16 protein-coding genes are annotated in these 16,666 nt (G+C 68.4%); 13 read left to right on the forward strand and 3 right to left on the reverse strand.

Features of this window, described 5'->3' with window-relative positions:
- Positions 1–219: 219 nt before the first annotated feature.
- The 13 genes from fliF (at position 220) to fliR (ending at position 11,548) form a co-directional block, all read left to right on the forward strand.
- Positions 220–1,965, forward strand: coding sequence for a flagellar basal-body MS-ring/collar protein FliF (gene fliF / locus ACSFB7_RS18245; protein WP_435472548.1), 1,746 nt, complete (start codon positions 220–222; stop codon positions 1,963–1,965).
- Positions 1,958–2,962 carry a flagellar motor switch protein FliG gene (fliG, locus tag ACSFB7_RS18250; RefSeq protein WP_435472550.1) on the forward strand — a complete coding sequence of 335 codons (1,005 nt, stop codon included), beginning with the start codon at positions 1,958–1,960 and terminating at the stop codon, positions 2,960–2,962. The genes fliF and fliG overlap by 8 nt, the downstream gene beginning before the upstream one ends.
- Positions 2,949–3,749: a flagellar assembly protein FliH gene (gene fliH / locus ACSFB7_RS18255; protein ID WP_435472552.1), complete on the forward strand. Its 801-nt coding sequence runs from the start codon at positions 2,949–2,951 to the stop codon at positions 3,747–3,749. Before fliG ends, fliH begins: the two co-directional genes overlap by 14 nt.
- Before the next feature lie 6 nt (positions 3,750–3,755).
- Positions 3,756–5,204 (forward strand): flagellar protein export ATPase FliI, encoded by a 1,449-nt coding sequence (fliI, locus tag ACSFB7_RS18260; RefSeq protein WP_435472554.1) that lies wholly within the window; start codon positions 3,756–3,758, stop codon positions 5,202–5,204.
- Entirely contained in the window at positions 5,201–5,656 is a 456-nt protein-coding gene (gene fliJ, locus ACSFB7_RS18265) for a flagellar export protein FliJ (RefSeq protein ID WP_435472556.1), read from the forward strand. Before fliI ends, fliJ begins: the two co-directional genes overlap by 4 nt.
- Positions 5,657–5,672: 16 nt before the next feature.
- Positions 5,673–7,088, forward strand: coding sequence for a flagellar hook-length control protein FliK (locus ACSFB7_RS18270; protein ID WP_435472558.1), 1,416 nt, complete (start codon positions 5,673–5,675; stop codon positions 7,086–7,088).
- Positions 7,089–7,241: 153 nt separating this feature from the next.
- Positions 7,242–7,766, forward strand: coding sequence for a flagellar basal body-associated protein FliL (gene fliL, locus ACSFB7_RS18275; RefSeq protein ID WP_435472560.1), 525 nt, complete (start codon positions 7,242–7,244; stop codon positions 7,764–7,766).
- 24 nt (positions 7,767–7,790) lie between these two features.
- The gene (gene fliM, locus ACSFB7_RS18280) at positions 7,791–8,792 is read left to right on the forward strand and encodes a flagellar motor switch protein FliM (RefSeq protein WP_187111676.1); all 1,002 of its coding nucleotides are present in this window, start codon (positions 7,791–7,793) and stop codon (positions 8,790–8,792) included.
- Positions 8,785–9,225 carry a flagellar motor switch protein FliN gene (gene fliN, locus ACSFB7_RS18285; protein WP_435472562.1) on the forward strand — a complete coding sequence of 147 codons (441 nt, stop codon included), beginning with the start codon at positions 8,785–8,787 and terminating at the stop codon, positions 9,223–9,225. Before fliM ends, fliN begins: the two co-directional genes overlap by 8 nt.
- Positions 9,222–9,719: a flagellar biosynthetic protein FliO gene (gene fliO / locus ACSFB7_RS18290; protein ID WP_435472564.1), complete on the forward strand. Its 498-nt coding sequence runs from the start codon at positions 9,222–9,224 to the stop codon at positions 9,717–9,719. Before fliN ends, fliO begins: the two co-directional genes overlap by 4 nt.
- Positions 9,716–10,474: a flagellar type III secretion system pore protein FliP gene (gene fliP / locus ACSFB7_RS18295; RefSeq protein ID WP_435472566.1), complete on the forward strand. Its 759-nt coding sequence runs from the start codon at positions 9,716–9,718 to the stop codon at positions 10,472–10,474. The genes fliO and fliP overlap by 4 nt, the downstream gene beginning before the upstream one ends.
- Positions 10,475–10,484: 10 nt before the next feature.
- A complete protein-coding gene (gene fliQ / locus ACSFB7_RS18300; protein ID WP_435472568.1) occupies positions 10,485–10,754 on the forward strand; it encodes a flagellar biosynthesis protein FliQ in 270 nt (89 codons plus the stop codon).
- Between the two features lie 8 nt (positions 10,755–10,762).
- Positions 10,763–11,548: a flagellar biosynthetic protein FliR gene (gene fliR / locus ACSFB7_RS18305; RefSeq protein ID WP_435472703.1), complete on the forward strand. Its 786-nt coding sequence runs from the start codon at positions 10,763–10,765 to the stop codon at positions 11,546–11,548.
- Between the two features lie 27 nt (positions 11,549–11,575).
- Here the strand turns inward: fliR and flgL are convergent, their stop codons facing one another.
- The 3 genes from flgL to ACSFB7_RS18320 all read right to left on the reverse strand — a co-directional run bounded on the left by flgL (position 11,576) and on the right by ACSFB7_RS18320 (position 16,652).
- Entirely contained in the window at positions 11,576–12,790 is a 1,215-nt protein-coding gene (gene flgL, locus ACSFB7_RS18310) for a flagellar hook-associated protein FlgL (protein ID WP_435472570.1), read from the reverse strand.
- Positions 12,791–12,821: 31 nt separating this feature from the next.
- Complete coding sequence (flgK, locus tag ACSFB7_RS18315; RefSeq protein ID WP_435472571.1) at positions 12,822–14,783, reverse strand: flagellar hook-associated protein FlgK; 1,962 nt, start codon at positions 14,781–14,783, stop codon at positions 12,822–12,824.
- A gap of 117 nt (positions 14,784–14,900) precedes the next feature.
- On the reverse strand, positions 14,901–16,652 hold the full coding sequence (locus tag ACSFB7_RS18320) for a methyl-accepting chemotaxis protein (protein ID WP_435472572.1): 1,752 nt from the start codon (positions 16,650–16,652) through the stop codon (positions 14,901–14,903).
- Positions 16,653–16,666 lie beyond the last annotated feature (14 nt).

Genomic DNA, 16,666 nt, shown 5'->3' on the forward strand with positions numbered 1-16,666 from the left:
CGTAACAAGGGAAGACCCCGATTCAAGCGCTCAACTGAGGGCAAAAACCCCGGCTGTTCGACCGATCGAATTTCCCAGCGACTGTTGACAATCGTTCGCGAAACGAACAGGCCGCGGACGACATCACCGGCCCCCCGGAATGACCTCTCAACACCGAATCTCCTCTCTCACCATGGCGCTGGACCACCTCGGCCCGAAGGCCATGACGAAGGCCAGCCAATGAGCACTGCAGCGCCTGCGGGCAGCCTGCCGGCGGCCGATGGCCTCCCCCCGATCCTGGACCGCATGCGCGCCCAGCCGAAGCTGCCGATGATCGTCGGCGCCGCGGCGCTGGTGGCCGCGGCGGCCGCGTTCCTGCTGTGGAGTCGCGCTCCCGACTACAAGGTGCTCTACACCAATGTGTCGGACCGCGACGGCGGCGCGATCATCGCGTCGCTGCAGCAGATGAACGTGCCCTACAAGTTCGCCGAAGGCGGCGGCGCGATCCTGATCGCGGGCGACAAGGTGGCCGAAACCCGCCTGAAGCTCGCGGCCCAGGGCCTGCCCAAGGCCGGCGGCGTCGGCTTCGAACTGATGGACAACCAGAAGTTCGGCACCAGCCAGTTCGCCGAGCAGATCAACTACCAGCGCGGGCTCGAAGGCGAGCTGGCGCGCTCCATCGAATCGATCGGCACCATCGAGTCGGCGCGCGTGCACCTGGCGCTGCCCAAGCCCTCGCTGTTCGTGCGCGACCAGAAGAAGCCTTCGGCCTCGGTGGTGCTGAGCCTGATGCGCGGGCGCAGCATCGACGAAGGCCAGGTCAGCGCCATCGTCCACATGGTGTCCAGCAGCGTGCCCGACCTGGACGCCAAGAGCGTCACCGTGGTCGACCAGCGCGGCAACCTGCTGTCCTCGGCGCGCGGCGCCGACCGCGGGCTGGACGTGAGCCAGCTCAAATATGCGCAGGAGATCGAGGCCGGCTACATCCGCCGCATCGAGGCCATCCTGCAGCCCATCGTCGGCACCGCCAACGTGCGCGCGCAAGTGGCGGCCGATATCGACTTCACGGTGGTCGAGCACACCGACGAGAAGTACAAGCCCAACCAGGACCCGACGCAGTCGGCCATCCGCAGCCAGCAGACCAGCGAGTCGGCGCAGCACAACGGCGCGCCGCCCGGCGGCGTGCCGGGTGCGCTGTCGAACCAGCCGCCGGTGAACCCGAACGCGCCGATCGTCGGCCCGCGCGCGCCCAACGCGCCGGGCACGCCGCCCACACCGGGAACGCCGGGTGCGCCAGGAACACCGGGCGCGCCGGGTGCCACGGCGGCATCGACCGCCACCGCCGCCAACGGCCCGAGCAACACCCGCAAGGACGTCACGACCAACTACGAGCTGGACCGCACCATCCGCCACATCCAGCAAGCGGCCGGCGGCGTGAAGCGCCTGTCGGTGGCCGTGGTGGTGAACAACCGCGACGCGGTGGATGCCGCCGGCAAGACCAGCAACCGCCCGCTGACGCCGGCCGAGCTGGAACAGATCCGCAACCTGGCGAAGGAAGCCATGGGCTTCAGCCAGGAGCGCGGCGACTCGCTCAACGTGGTCAACAGCGCCTTCGCCCGCGACACCGAGGCCGGCCCCGCGCCCGAGGTCCCGTTCTGGCGCGACCGCGAGAACGTGGAGATCGGCAAGACCCTGGGGCAGTACCTGCTGTTCGCCCTGCTGGCGCTGTTCGCCTGGCTGGCCGTGGTGCGTCCGCTGATGCGCCGCCACCTGGCCGGCGCACCGCCGCCGGCCGCAGCCGTTGCCGCCCCCATCGCTCCGGTCGACGAACCGGGCACGCCGGGGCTGTCGCCCGCGGAGAGCCTGCGCGAGCGCGAAGCCAGCCGCCAGAAGGCCGACATGGACTACGCCCACCAGATCGCGGACAAGGACCCGAAGCTGGTCGCCACGCTGATCCAGCACTGGATGAACAACACCAATGACTAGCACTAGCGAAACCGGAACCCGCAAGGGCGCGATCTTGCTGATGGCGCTGGGCGAAGACCGCGCCGCCGCCGCGCTGCACCAGTTGCCCACCTCCGAGGTGCAGGCGCTGGGCCTGGCCATGTCCAAGCTCACGTCGGTCTCCAAGGAAGAGCTGGCCGCCGTGCTGGCCGAGTTCCGGCAGGAGACCGAGCAGCTCTCGGCCCTGCACCTGGGCTCGACCAGCTACATCCGCGCCGTGCTGAAGAAGGCGCTGGGCGACGACCGCGCCAGCAACCTGCTCGAAGACATCCTGCAGCCCGACGAGCCGCACGGCGGCATCGAGCGGCTGAACGAACTCGAAGCCAGCGAAGTGGCCGAGCTGATCCGCGACGAGCATCCGCAGATCCTTGCCACGCTGCTGGTGCACCTGGACCGCATGAAGGCATCGGAAGTGCTGGAGAAGCTGCCCGCGCGCCTGCGCCACGACGTGATCATGCGCGTGGCCACCTTCGGCGGCGTGCAGCCTTCGGCGCTGAACGAGCTGACCGACGTGCTCACCGAAATGCTCGCGGGCCAGGGCCTGCGCCGCAGCCGCCTGGGTGGCGTGCGCACGGCGGCCGAGATCGTCAACCTGATGAGCACCGCGGTGGAAGAAGAAGCCATTGCCCATGTGCGCGAACAGGACGAGGCGCTGGCCCAGCGCATCGTCGACGAGATGTTCGTGTTCGAGAACCTGCTCGGCCTGGAAGACCGCAGCATCCAGCGCCTGCTCAAGGACATCGAGAGCGACTCGCTCATCATCGCGCTCAAGGGCGCGCCGATGGAGTTGCGCGACAAGTTCCTCAACAACATGTCGCAGCGCGCGGCCGAGACCCTGCGCGAAGACATGGAGCTGCGCGGCCCTGTGCGCGTGTCGCAGGTCGAGACCGAGCAGAAGGCCATCCTGCAGGTGGCACGCCGCCTGGCGGAAGCCGGCGAAATCGTGATTGCGGCGCCTGGCACCGATGACTTCGTCTGACCCCACCGCCTTCGGCGAATCGCGCGAACGCCTCGCGGCCATCCGCGCGGCCGCGCGCCAGGCCACGCCCGGCAACTCCGGCAAGCCCGTTCTTTCGGCCTGGGAGCGCTGGGAGATGGGCACGCTCGACGGCAAGACCCCGTCCTCCGCCACATCGGCATCGCGCAAGGCCGCCGAACGCAACAACAACAGCGTGCCGGCCGCGCCGCCCGCGCCGAAGATCGACCTGGCCGACCTGGCGCGCATCCGCAAGGAAGCGCGCACCAACGGCGAAGCCGAGGGCCGCATCGCGGGCCTGGCCGAAGGCCGCAAGGTCGGCCACACCGAAGGCCTGGCCACCGGCCTTGCGGCGGCCAGCGTGCATGCCGAGCGCCTGCGCGCGCTGGCCCAGTCGCTGCCCGATGCCCTGCGCCGCGTGGAAGGCGAGCTGGCCGAAGCCGTACTCGCGCTGGCGCTCGACGTGGCGCGCCAGGTGGTGCACCGCACCTATCAGGCCGAGCCCGAATGGGTGCTGCCGCTGGTGCGCGACCTGATCAACACCGAGCCCGCGCTGCGCGGCGAACCGCGCCTGCTGCTGCATCCCGATGACGTGGCGCTGGTCAAGAACAGCCTGGGCCACGAACTCGAAACCGCCGGCTGGCAGGTGCGCCCCGACGACACCATCGCACGTGGCGGCTGCCGCGTGCAGTCCGCCAACGGCGAGCTGGACGGCAGCCTGCAAACCCGCTGGAAGCGCGTGAGCGCGGCCCTGCGCGGCGATGCCGACGGCGAGGCCGAAGCGGCCTGACCTTCGATGCAGACCACCGACCCCAACCCCCATCTGCAATCCCTGCGGGCCACGCTGGACAAGGCGCGCGCCGACGTCGGCCGCTGCACGACCACCACCGCCTCGGGCCGCCTCACGCGCGCCGTCGGCCTGGTGCTCGAAGCCGTGGGCCTGCAACTGCCCGTGGGCAGCGACTGCCTGATCGAGCTGCCGCCCGGCCATCCGCAACGCCATGCCGAAGCCGAGGTCGTGGGCTTCGCAGGCGACCGCCTCTTCCTGATGTCGCAGACCGAAGTGGCGGGCCTGCTGCCTGGCGCGCGCGTGTTCGCGCGGCCCGGCCTGATGGAGCCCGGCACCACCGGCGACGCCCACACCAAGCGCCTGCCGGTCGGCGAAGGCATGCTCGGCCGCGTGGTCGATGCGGCCGGCCGCCCGCTCGACGGGCTCGGCCCGCTGGACGTGGCGCGCAAGGTGCCGTTGGCATCGCCGCCGATCAACCCGCTGTCGCGCGCGGCCATCGACTCGGTGCTCGACGTCGGCGTGCGCGCCATCAACGCGATGCTCACCGTCGGCCGTGGCCAGCGCATGGGCCTGTTCGCCGGCTCCGGCGTGGGCAAGAGCGTGCTGCTGGGCATGATGGCGCGCTACACCAGCGCCGAAGTGATCGTGGTCGGCCTGATCGGCGAACGCGGCCGCGAGGTGAAGGACTTCATCGAGAACACGCTGGGCGAAGAAGGCCTGGCCCGCGCGGTGGTGGTGGCGGCGCCCGCCGACAACTCGCCGTTGCTGCGCCTGCAGGGCGCGGCCTATGCGACCTGCCTGGCCGAGTACTTCCGCGACCAGGGCCGCGACGTGCTGCTCATCATGGATTCGCTCACCCGCTATGCGATGGCGCAGCGCGAGATCGCATTGGCCGTCGGCGAGCCGCCCGCCACCAAGGGCTATCCGCCTTCGGTGTTCGCGCGCCTGCCCGCATTGGTCGAACGCGCCGGCAACGGCGCGCGCGACGCGCAGGGCCGGGGCGGCTCGATCACCGCCTTCTACACCGTGCTGTCGGAAGGCGACGACCAGCAGGACCCGATTGCCGACGCGGCACGCGCCATCCTGGACGGCCACGTGGTGCTCTCGCGCACGCTGGCCGAGGCGGGGCACTACCCCGCCATCGACATCGAGGCCTCGATCAGCCGCGCCATGACCGCGCTGATTTCGCCCGCGCAGTTCGACACCGTGCGCCGCTTCAAGCAGATGCTGTCGCGCTACCAGCGCAACCGCGACCTGATCAGCGTGGGCGCCTATGCGCCCGGCCACGACCTGCAACTGGACCAGGCGATTGCGATGTACCCGCGCATCGAGGCCTTCCTGCAGCAGTCGATGCACGAGCGCACCGACTACACGGATTCCATCGCCCACCTGGACAGCCTGTTCGAGGCCGAGCCACCACGGATGCAGATGCAGATGAAGCAAGGACGCCCATGAGCAGCAAGCTACCCCTGGACATGTTGATCGACCTGGCGAAGAACCAGACGGACGATGCCGCGCGCCGGCTGGGCGCGCTGCAAAGCGCGCACCTGAGCGCCCGGCAGAAGCTCGACCTGCTGCTGCAGTACCGGCAGGACTATCACGACCAGCTCGACGCGCTGATGCGCGGCGGCCTGCCGTCCTCGCAGTGGCGCAACTACCGCAACTTCCTCGGCACGCTGGACGGCGCCATCGAGCAGCAACGCGCCATCGCCACCCAGACCGAAACCCGGCTCGACCGTGGCCGCACCGACTGGCAGCAGGAAAAGCGCCGCCTCAACTCCTTCGACACCCTTGCCGAGCGCGTGCGCATGCAGGAGCTGATGGCCCAGGCCAAGCGCGAGCAGCGCGACAGCGACGAGCGCGCGGCCCGCAAGTTCTTCGACCGGGCCTCGCACCCGACCCTCTGAATTCCCAGGAATCGACATGCCCCCCATGATCACGCCCTCCGTCACTCCCAACGCCTCCGGCCAGCCGGTGTCGCAGGGCGGCTCGCGCAGCCGCAACGCAGACGAAGCGCAGGGCCGCAGCTTCGGCGCCGCGCTCGACCGCTCGCGCAACGGCAACGCCGCCAAGGCGCAGGACGAGAGCACCGATGTCGCCACCATCGAGCGCAAGCCGTTGCGCAAGACCGAGCCGGCCGAGGACACGAAGGACGCGCTGCCGGCGGATCCGAACCTCGCCTTCCTGGCCACCGCCCTCACGCCGCTGCATGCGCTGACCCTCGCCGGGCGCGCGGCCGCGCAGGACGGCCGCGCATCCGATGCGTCCGGCGTGCCGGTTGCCGCTGGCGTGTCGACCGACATTCCCGTGGACACCGCCGTGCAGGACGCGCAGGCGAAGACGCCACCCGGCACCGTGCTGGTGGGCGCCGACACACAGGCCACGCCCGAAGCCGCCTTCGCGGCCAAGGACGCCGCTGCAGAAAAAGCCGCCGCACCTGTCGCCCAGAAAGCGCCGCCCGACACCGACGCTGCATCGTCCGCACCGCTCACCACGCTGCAGGACATCGCCCGCGCCGCCGTGGCCGCGCAGACGGTGGCCGTCGGCAACGCAAAGCCCGCCTCCGCGCCTGCAAGCACCCCCGTGGGCACGGCCGTATCAGGCCGCGCAGGCACGAGCCGCACAGCCCTGAGCGCGACCACCGCCGAGCAACTGGCGGCGGCCACGCAACCCAAGGCGGCCGAAGAAGCGAAGTCCGTGGCCGCACCCACGGCCGCCGTGCTGGCTGCCGCAAGCGGCGACGCCACGGATGCCTCCGCAACCGCCACCCCCGTCGCGCTGCAGCAGGCCGCCGCCGTGACAACGTCGAGCGAACGCGCGGCCGATGCCTCCGCCACGCGCGGCCCGCAGCACACCATCGCGCCCGAAGTCGGCAGCGACAAGTGGGCGCCGGCCCTCGGCCAGCAGCTCGCGCGCATGAGCATCAGCGGCACCCACACGGCCGAGCTGAACCTCAACCCGGCAGGACTCGGCCCGCTGAAGGTCACGCTGTCGATGGGCGACAACCAGGCGCAGGCCATGTTCGTGTCGGCCCATGAAAGCGTGCGCAAGGCCATCGAAGCCGCGCTGCCGCAGTTGCGCAACAGCCTGTCGGAGCAAGGCATCACGCTGGGCCAGACCTCGGTGGGCGCGGAAACCCGCCAGCCCTTCGGCCAGGACGCCGCGTTCGCGCAGCAGCAGCAACAACAACAGCAGCAACAGAACGCCGCACGGCAGCAGCAAGGCCCCGCCTACCCCGGCGCCAATCGCACCGCCGCCATCACGCCGGCCGCGCCTGTCGCCGTCGCACGCGCCAGCCTTGCCGGCAACACGGCCCCAGGAGTCGACACCTTCGCCTGAGGCCCGCACCCCCTTCGCCTCCCCGCCCCGATGGCGCCCTTCCCCGGGGCGTCCGGCAATGAACGGATATGAAACGCCTTTGTGCGCTTGTTCGGCCGTTCATTCGCGGGGGACTTCGCAAAGAATAGATCGGACACGTCAACCCGCTTCACCATGGCTTCTTCCTCTCCAGTTGCAACCGCCGCCGCCCCTCTTTCGGCCGCGTCATCGTCGGCCCCACGCCGCTCCTCGAAGCTGCTGATCGGGCTGGTGATCGCCGTCGGCATCGCCGCCGCCTGCGCGGCCGCCTACGTCTTCGTTCCCCGCCTGATGGGCTCGGCCGCCGCTCCTGCGGAAACGGCCAAGAAGGCGCCCACGCCCGAGAAGCCGATCTTCGTGATGCTGGACCCGTTGACCGTGAACCTGCAGTCCGAAGGCCGCTCGCGCTTCCTGCAGATCGGCATGGCGCTGAAGGTGCGCGACGAGCCTGCCAAGGCGCAGATCGTCGAGTTCATGCCCGAGCTGCGCAGCCGCCTGCTGGTGCTGCTGTCGAACCGCCCGCCCGAGTCGCTGGTCACCTCGGACGACAAGGCCAAGCTGGCCGAGGAAATCCGCAAGGCCCTGAACGCGCCGCTGGCCAGCGGCATGCCCGAGCTGGGCATCTTCAGCGTTTCCTTCAGCACCTTCGTCGTGCAGTGACACCCTTCCCCAGACAAGCGACCCATGGCGTATGAACAGGTGCTTTCCCAGGACGAGGTCGATGCGCTCTTGCAAGGCGTCACCGGCGGCGACCTCGACCAGGCGGCCTCCCCGCCGCCACCGCCCGACGGCTTGCCGGCCTACGACCTCGGCGCGCCCGACCGCGTGGTGCGCAACCGCATGCACACGCTGGAGGTCATCAACGACCGCTTTGCGCGCGGCCTGCGCAGCGCGCTGCTGAACTTCATGCGGCGCAGCCCCGACATCTCGGTGGGGCCGGTGCAGATCCAGCAGTACGGCGAGTTCGTGCGGCACCTTCCGGTGCCCGCGAACATCAACATGATCCACATGAAGCCGCTGCGCGGCACCGCCCTCTTCGTGTTCGACCCGAAGCTGGTGTTTCTGGTGGTGGACAACCTGTTCGGCAGCGACGGGCGCTACCACGTGCGCGTGGAAGGCCGCGACTTCACGCGCACCGAGCAGCGCATCATCAAGCGCCTGCTCGACCTGTCGCTGCAGTGCTATGGCGACGCCTGGCAGCCGGTGTTTCCGCTGGACTTCGACTACGTGCGCGCCGAGATGCACGGCAAGCTGGCCAACATCGTGGCGCCCAACGAGGTGGTGATCAACACCACGCTGCAGATCGAGTTCGGCCCGGTGGGCGGCTTCCTGCACGTGTGCATTCCCTACTCGATGATCGAGCCCATCCGCGACCTGCTGTCCAACCCGATCCAGGACGAGGTCGAGGTCGACAAGCGCTGGGTCACGCAGATGTCGCGCCAGATGCAGAGCGCCGACGTCGAACTCACCGCCGACTTCGTGACCATGCCCTCCACGCTGGGCGAAGTGATGAAGCTGCAGATCGGCGACGTGCTCCCCATCGAGCTGCCGGCGACGGTCGTTGCCAAGGTCGGCGGCGTGCCGGTCATGGAGTGCGGCTACGGCACCTCCAACGAGCGCTACGCCCTGCGCGTGCAACACATGATCTCCCACCAAGACAGCGATTTGAAGAACGACCATGACTGACAACACCCCTGCCGCCAGCGACGCGGACGACTGGGCCAGCGCGCTGGCCGAGCAGACCGCGGCCACCGCGCCGACGCCGGCGCCCGAACCCGCCGTGGCCCCGGCCACCGCACAGGTCTTCCAGCAGATCCTGGACACGCCGATCGCGCCCTCCAGCAGCACGACGCCCGTGGACATCGCCCGCGTGCTCGACGTGCCGGTGCAGCTCACGGCCGAGATCGGCCGCACGCGCATCACCATCAAGAGCCTGCTGCAACTGTCGCAGGGCTCGGTGGTGGAGCTGGACGGCCTGGCCGGCCAGCCGCTGGACGTGCTGATCAACGGCTACCTGATCGCGCAGGGCGAAGTGGTGGTGGTGAACGAGAAGTACGGCATTCGCCTGACCGACATCGTCACGCCCTCCGAGCGCATGCAGAAGCTCGCGCGCACATGAACCTGGCGCGCCGCCACCTGACGCGGGCCGCGTCCCTTGTTGCGCGGGGCGCGGCGTTGCTGGCCCTGGGCACGCAAGCGGTCCACGCGGCGCTGCCCACCGTGCCGACACCGGTGCACGAGGCCGCACCGGTCGCGAGCGGCGGCTCGGGCCTGCTGCAGGCCGGCTTCGGCATGGCCGCGGTGCTGGGCCTGATCTTTCTCTGCGCCTGGCTGGCGCGGCGCTTCGGCCTTCAGCGGATGGGCGGCAGCCAGGTGGTGAAGGTGGTGTCGAGCGCCATGGTCGGCCAGCGCGAACGCGTGGTCGTGGTGGAAGTGGCCGGCCAATGGCTGGTGCTCGGCGTCACGAGCAGCCAGGTCAACACGCTGCACACGCTGCCGGCCCAGGCCCAATCGACATCCGTCAATACACAGGCCACCCCACGCGGTGCGGTCGAACTCTTTTCCCAGAAGCTGCGCGAATCCCTCTCGGGCAAGGCGCGCACCGCTCCATGACGCATCCTGCCTTGCGCCGCGGCCTGCGCGTCGCGCTGTTGCTGCTCGCCGCCACATTGCCCGCAGCAGCCTGGACCCAGGGGCTGCCCGGCATCACCAGCACGCCCGGCCCCGGCGGCAGCCAGACCTGGTCGCTGAGCGTGCAGACCATGGTGCTGCTGACCTCGCTCACCTTCTTGCCCGCGCTGCTGCTGTCGATGACCAGCTTCACGCGCATCCTGATCGTGCTGGGCCTGCTGCGCACCGCCATCGGCACGCAGACCTCGCCGCCCAACCAGATCCTGGTGGGGCTGTCGCTGTTTCTCACCTTCTTCGTGATGTCGCCGGTGTTCGACAAGGTCTACACCGACGCCTACGTACCCTTCTCCGAGAACAAGCTCAGCGCCGACAAGGCACTGGAGCGCGGCATTGCGCCCTTCAAGACCTTCATGCTCAAGCAGACCCGCGAGACCGACCTGGCCCTGTTCGCCCGGCTCGCCAAGGTGCCCGACATGCAGGGCCCGGAAGATGTGCCGCTGCGCATCCTGCTGCCGTCCTTCGTCATCAGCGAGCTGAAGACGGCGTTCCAGATCGGCTTCACCATCTTCATTCCCTTCCTCATCATCGACCTCGTGATCGCGAGCGTGCTGATGTCGATGGGCATGATGATGGTGCCGCCCGCGTCCATTGCGCTGCCCTTCAAGCTGATGCTGTTCGTGCTGGCCGATGGCTGGCAACTGCTCATCGGCGCGCTGACGCAGAGCTTCTACCTTTAGGCATGCACAGATGACTCCCGAATCCGTCATGACCATGGGCCACCGGGCCATGGAAATCTCTCTGCTGCTGGGCGCGCCGCTGCTGCTGGTGGCGCTGATCATCGGCCTGATCGTCAGCATCTTCCAGGCCGCCACGCAGATCAACGAAGCCACGCTGTCCTTCATTCCCAAGCTGCTCGCGGTGTTCGCCACGCTGGTGATCGCCGGACCTTGGATGCTCGACCGCATGCTCGACTACATGCGCGCCCTGTTCGCCGGCATCCCGCAGATGCTGGCGTGACGCCTTCGATCTTTTCCGTCACCTCGGGCCAGCTCGAAGCCTGGACGGTGGCCTTCCTGTGGCCCTTCATTCGCATGCTGGCCCTGGTCAGCACGGCGCCGGTGTTCGGGGAGCCCTGGGCGCCGCGGCAAATCAAGGTGGGCATCGCCGCCCTGCTGGCGCTGGTGATCTCGCCCACCATCGGGCCGTTTCCCGCGGTGCCCGTGGTGTCGGCCGGTGGGTTCTGGATCATCGTCCAGCAGGTGCTGATCGGCGCGGCCATGGGCTTTTCGATGCGGCTGATCTTCACGGCCGTGCTGGCGGCGGGCGAATACATCGGCCTGCAGATGGGCTTGTCCTTCGCGTCCTTCTTCGACCCGATGAGCCATGGCAGCACGATGGTGGTGTCGCGGCTGCTGAACATGCTGGCCATGCTGATCTTCCTGGCGCTCGACGGCCACCTGCTGATGGTGAACGCATTGGCCCAGAGCTTTCACACGCTGCCCATTGCCGCCGGGCCGTGGGTGGCGGGCGGCTGGATGTTCCTGGTGCTGGCTGCCGGCGACATCTTCACCAGCGGGCTGCTGCTGTCGCTGCCGCTCGTCACCGCGCTGCTGACGCTCAACCTCGCCATGGGCATCCTGAACCGCGCCTCGCCGCAGTTCAGCATCTTCGCGGTGGGTTTTCCGCTCACGCTGCTGGCCGGCATCGTGATGCTGCAGCTGCTGATGCCCCACCTGGGGGCTTTTCTCGAACCGCGCTTTGCGCAGTCGCTGGCGAACATGCTGCGCTTCACGCAGGGGCTGCGGCCGTAGCGCAGCCCTTGCGATGCTGGCCGAGGGTCAGCTCAGGTAGTTGAACAGCGAGATGCTGTTGAGCCGCGCAAACGTCATCTGCGTGGCCTGCAACGAAGACTGGCGCTGGTAGAACTCCGCGATCGCGCTGTACGGGTCCAGGTCCTCGATGCTCGACAGGTAGGTTTCTTCCTGCAGCTTGCGCGCGGAACCGCCGGTGTCGAGCGCGTCGATTTCGTTCTGGCGCGAGCCCACCGACGACAGCACCGTCAGCACGTTGTCGTGCGCGTTCGTGACCTTCACGTTGGCGGTGCTCAATGCGTTGAGCAGTTGCGCCTGCGCCGCCGGGCCGCCGCCGGTCAGCGGCGTGCGCAGCGCGCTCACCAGCTGGCCGATGGCCGCGAAGACGTCGGTGCCGGCGTTCTTGGCGGCCGACACGTCGAAGGTGTCGCCGTCCGCCGGCGCGCCGGTGATCTTCAGCTGCAGGCCGCCGAACGAAATCGGCGTGTTCGGCGAGAAGGGACCGGTGGCGGCCACCACCGGTGGCGTGTCCTTGGTCGTCACCGTGTAGTTGCCGCTGTTGAAGCTGATGGTGAAGTCTTTCCCATAGCCCGGCGTGGTGGCGCTCGTGATGCCGACCGGGCCGAAGACGCCGGTACCGATGTTGCTTGCCGCGCTCGAGGTCACATAGCCCGCGCCGCCCTGCACCGACTGGAAGATCGAGCGGCCGTCGTCGGCGGTTGCCAACTGGCGTGCCACGTCGATCTGCATCAGCCGCTGGCCCTGGTCGCCCACGTACTGCACGCCGCCACCGGGGCCCGCCACGAAAGGCGGGCTGCCGCTCTTGAAGCCGGCAAACAAGAACTGCCCGTTGCCGTCGTCGGAATTGGCCAGGCCCACGAGCTGGTCGAGGTTGTTCTGGATCGTGGTGGCGAGCGAGCCGCGGTCGGCGTCCGACAGCGTGCCGCTGCCCGCCGCCACCGTCAGCGTCTTGATGTTCTGCAGGATCGAGGTCACCGAGTTGAGCGCGTTCTCTTCGGTCGACAGCGACAGCGCCGCGCGCTGGCGGCTGGTGGCGTACTGCGAGATCTCGGAGAGCGTCTGGCTCACGCCGAGCGCGCGGGCCGCGCCGACCGGGTCGTCGCCGGCCGTGAGGAACTTCGAATTGGTCGCCAGTTGCTGCTGGACCCTGAACAGCTTCTGCTGCTGCAGGCCCATGGCGTTGACGTTCTGTTCGTAGAAGGATTGGGTGCTGATGCGCATCGCGGTTCCTGGAATCTGTGCGTGGAAAAGCTCAGCCGCGGATGCCGAGGATCGTGTCGAACATGGTCGACGCGGTCTGGATCACCCGGGCATTGGCCTGGTACATCTGCTGGAACATCAGCAGGTTGGCGGTTTCCTCGTCCTGGACCACGCCCGAGATCGACTGCTGGCTGGCCTTGATCTGGCTGGTCACGCTGTCCTGCGTGGTGCTGGCGACCTTGACCGCCATGGCCCGGTTGCCGACTTCGCTGACCAGTTGCGAGTAGGCGCCGTTGAAGGTCGCCGTGCCGTTGGCCATCGTGGTCTTGCGCTGCAGCGCGCCCAGCAGCAAGGCATTGCTGCCGTCGGACACGCCCGAGGTGTTCTTGTTGATGGTGAAGGTGTCGCCCTGCGCGGGCGCGCCGGTCATGCCGACGGTGATGCCGTCGAAGCTCATCTTGGCGCCGGCCGTGTACGGCACGGGCGTGCCGGCCGGGTAGCTGGTGCTGCTGCCGTTGGCCAGCGTGACCGTGACGGCCGACGTGGCCGGAAAGCCCGACAGCGTGCCGGTGGCCGCATTGAAGCTCAGCGTGACCGGCCCGGCCAGCGGCGTGCCCGGATAGGACGCATCGACCGTGGCCGCGCCCAGCGCGCCGCTGCCCTTGTTGCCTGCGGTGTTGCCCGTGATGATGGGCGATGCGGCCGCCACCTTGGCCGGGTCGCGCACCAGCACGTCGAGGTCGCGTGCGCCGGTGCGCGTGGGCTGCACCAGGAACGAATCGCCGGCCTGCGCCGTGCCGCTGGCGGCCGTGAGGCTCACGCCGTCGAAGGTGATCGGGAAGGTGGTGAAGCTGCCCATCGACGTCTTGTCGGACAGCCGCGTGACCGAATAGGTCAGCGTGCCCGCCACGTTGGTCACGCTCACGTTGTAGTCGCTGGTCGTGAGCTTCGAGGCGTCGGACAGCGTGGCGCCGAATTCGAGGTTGCCCGTGTTGCCGGCATTGGGGATCGCGCCCGGCACGGACTGGGTGAAGAAGTTCGTGCCGAGTGCGCCGTTCAGGTCCACGCCCAGCTTGTGCTGCCCATTGACCGCGTCGGCCACCGACATCGCGAGCCGGCCGATGGCGTTCTGCGTGGGAATGAGCGTGTCCTTGCGAAAGGCCATCAGGCCGCCGAGCACGCCGCCCTTGATGGTGCTGTCGTCCAGCTCGCTGGTGTTGCCGGCAAAGCCCGACAGCGCGACCACCTTGCGGGTCGGGTCGGCCGCCGACGGCACCGCCGCCATCTTGGCGGCGTAGTCGCCCACCACCAGCGACTGGCCGGTGGCGATGAACACGTTGTACTTGCCGTTGTCCTGCTGCAGCACCTTCACGTCCACCACCTGGCTGAGCTGGCTCACGAGCAGGTCGCGCTGGTCGAGCAGGTCGTTCGGCGGCTGGCCGCCGGCCATGGCGCTGATCTGGCTGATCTGCTGGTTGAGGCTGGCGATCTTGGTCGCGTAGGTGTTGATCTGGTCCACGCTGCCGCTGATCTGCTCGTTGACCGAGCTGTTCAGGTCCGACAGGTACTGGTCGGTCGCGCGGAACTTGCTGGCCAGCGCCTGCGCGGCGCTGATCATCTGCTGGCGCGCGGCCGGGTCGGCCGGCGTGTTGGCCACGCCCTGCATGCTGGTGAAGAAGCTCTGCATCAGCGGTGCGAGGCCGGCGGTCTTGTCGGCCAGCAGCGTGTCGATGCGGTTGATCTGCGTGCCGTTGGTGGCCAGCGCGGCCGACGCCGATTGCGCGGACGCGAGCTGCGCGGTCAGGTAGCGGTCGTAGCTGCGCGAGATGGTGAGCACGTTGGCACCCGAGCCGATGAAGCCCGTGCCGCTCGAAATGCCACCGGCCGAGGCGATCTCGGCCACCTGGCGGCTGTAGCCCGCCGTGTATGCGTTGGCGGTGTTGTGGGCCGTGGTCATCAGCGCGGTGCGGGCGACGCCGAGGCCACTCAGACCCGTGTAGAACATGCTGGACATAAGGCTTTACCTGTCAATGGGGTGATGGTGCTGGCACCGCGAGCGATGCCTCTGGGTGTTTATCGGCAGCGCGGGCCGAAACTTGAGGGTCGGTTTTGCGCATGCCGGTTTTCCTGGTCAGAACTCCGACCAGTCGCCCTTGGGGTCGTTGGCCACGGCGAGCTGGGGTGCCGTGCCGGTGCCAGGCTCGCGGCGGGTGGGCAAGGCCTTGGCGGGTGGCTTGGGTGCCGGTTTGGCCGGCTTGGGAATCGGTGTGATGCGGGTGAAGCCGGGGCGGGTGGTGGCTTCCGCGTTGGCATCGAGCTTGAAGATGCTCACGGCCTGCACGAGGCTGCCGGCCTGCTCCTGCAGCGATTGGGCTGCTGCGGAGGCTTCTTCGACGAGGGCGGCGTTCTGCTGCGTGACCTGGTCCATCTGTGTGATGGCTTGATTGATCTGCTCGATGCCGGAGGTCTGCTCCTGGCTCGCTGCAGTGATCTCGCCCATGATGTCGGTCACGCGTTTCACGCTGCCGACGATCTCTTCCATCGTGCGGCCAGCTTCGGCGACTTGCTTGCTGCCCTCGGCGACCTTCTCTACCGAGTCGCCGATCAGCGTCTTGATTTCCTTGGCGGCGGCGGCCGAGCGTTGTGCGAGGCTGCGAACTTCGGAGGCCACCACAGCAAAGCCACGGCCCTGCTCGCCTGCGCGTGCTGCTTCCACTGCAGCATTCAGCGCGAGGATATTGGTCTGGAAAGCGATGCCGTCGATGACACCGATGATGTCCACGATTTTTCTGGAGGATGCATTGATCGAGCCCATCGTGTCCACCACCTGCGACACAACGGTGCCACCCTTCACCGCGACTTCAGAGGCCGACACGGCCAGTTGATTGGCCTGCCGTGCGTTGTCCGCGTTCTGCTTGACCGTCGAAGTCAGTTCTTCCATCGACGCAGCCGTCTGCTCCAGCGAACTCGCCTGCTCCTCAGTCCGCGAAGAAAGGTCCTGGTTCCCCGCCGCGATCTGGCTCGAAGCCGTGGCGATGGTGTCGCTCGAATCCTTGATCCTGCCCACGACCGAAGTCAGCGTCGCCTGCATCTGCTTGATGGAGTGCAGCAGGCTGCCGTCACGCGCGGCGTCGGCCTCGACTTCGAGCGACAGGTCGCCGTCGGCGATGCGCCCGACCACGTCGGCGGCGTACTTCGGCTCGCCGCCCAGTTGGCGGCCCATCAGGCGCGCGACCAGCACGCCCAGCCCCACGCTGACCACGATACCGGCCAGCGCCATCACCAGCATCAGCAGCCGCGATGTCTTGTAGGTTGCATCCGCCTGCTCGGCACGCACGCGCGCCAGCTCCTTGCTGTGCGCGACCATGCCCTGGAGCACGCCTTCCAGGCCACGCGATTCCTTCAGCAACGCGATGCTGTCCTCGCCCACCTGGTTCGAGAACTGCGAGCTGTCCAGCGGCTGCTTGCCGACCAGCGCCACGAAGTCGTTCATGTGCGTCTTCAGCGGGCCCACCAGGGCCTCGAACTGGCCGTAGAGCTTGGTGCCTTCCTCGCTCTCGTCGAAGAAGGACCTGACCTCGGAGGCACGCGACGACAGGCTTTCGAGCGACGACCTGAGTTCGTCCGCACCGGCCTTGCGATCGCCCAGCGTGCCGGCCGACAGCAGCGTCACCTGGGCGCGGCTGGCGTACAACAGGTGGATGTTGGCTTCCTGCACGGCCTGCAGGGCGCGAAGCTCGTTCGCGTAGAGCTGCTCGGTCGAGGCGCTGATGCGCCCCATGTGGAAGATGCCGAGCGCGCTGACCGCCGCGCCGATCGCCGCGACCACGAGAAAGCTCAGGAGCAACCGGACGGTCACTCGAAGATTCTGGAACCACTGCATTGTCTTTTCCCTCT

Source organism: Variovorax raffinosi, assembly GCF_051216615.1.
Taxonomy (GTDB): Bacteria; Pseudomonadota; Gammaproteobacteria; order Burkholderiales; family Burkholderiaceae_C; genus Variovorax.

Excerpts from the sequence above, each read along its gene's own strand:
- fliG (WP_435472550.1), top strand. The coding sequence starts at position 1,958 with ATGACTAGCACTAGCGAAACCGGAACCCGCAAGGGCGCGATCTTGCTG.
- fliO (WP_435472564.1), top strand. The coding sequence starts at position 9,222 with ATGAACCTGGCGCGCCGCCACCTGACGCGGGCCGCGTCCCTTGTTGCG.
- fliP (WP_435472566.1), top strand. The coding sequence starts at position 9,716 with ATGACGCATCCTGCCTTGCGCCGCGGCCTGCGCGTCGCGCTGTTGCTG.
- fliI (WP_435472554.1), top strand. The coding sequence starts at position 3,756 with ATGCAGACCACCGACCCCAACCCCCATCTGCAATCCCTGCGGGCCACG.
- fliN (WP_435472562.1), top strand. The coding sequence starts at position 8,785 with ATGACTGACAACACCCCTGCCGCCAGCGACGCGGACGACTGGGCCAGC.
- fliJ (WP_435472556.1), top strand. The coding sequence starts at position 5,201 with ATGAGCAGCAAGCTACCCCTGGACATGTTGATCGACCTGGCGAAGAAC.
- fliH (WP_435472552.1), top strand. The coding sequence starts at position 2,949 with ATGACTTCGTCTGACCCCACCGCCTTCGGCGAATCGCGCGAACGCCTC.
- flgL (WP_435472570.1), bottom strand. The coding sequence starts at position 12,790 with ATGCGCATCAGCACCCAATCCTTCTACGAACAGAACGTCAACGCCATG.
- flgK (WP_435472571.1), bottom strand. The coding sequence starts at position 14,783 with ATGTCCAGCATGTTCTACACGGGTCTGAGTGGCCTCGGCGTCGCCCGC.
- fliQ (WP_435472568.1), top strand. The coding sequence starts at position 10,485 with ATGACTCCCGAATCCGTCATGACCATGGGCCACCGGGCCATGGAAATC.
- fliL (WP_435472560.1), top strand. The coding sequence starts at position 7,242 with ATGGCTTCTTCCTCTCCAGTTGCAACCGCCGCCGCCCCTCTTTCGGCC.
- fliM (WP_187111676.1), top strand. The coding sequence starts at position 7,791 with ATGGCGTATGAACAGGTGCTTTCCCAGGACGAGGTCGATGCGCTCTTG.
- fliF (WP_435472548.1), top strand. The coding sequence starts at position 220 with ATGAGCACTGCAGCGCCTGCGGGCAGCCTGCCGGCGGCCGATGGCCTC.
- ACSFB7_RS18270 (WP_435472558.1), top strand. The coding sequence starts at position 5,673 with ATGCCCCCCATGATCACGCCCTCCGTCACTCCCAACGCCTCCGGCCAG.
- ACSFB7_RS18320 (WP_435472572.1), bottom strand. The coding sequence starts at position 16,652 with ATGCAGTGGTTCCAGAATCTTCGAGTGACCGTCCGGTTGCTCCTGAGC.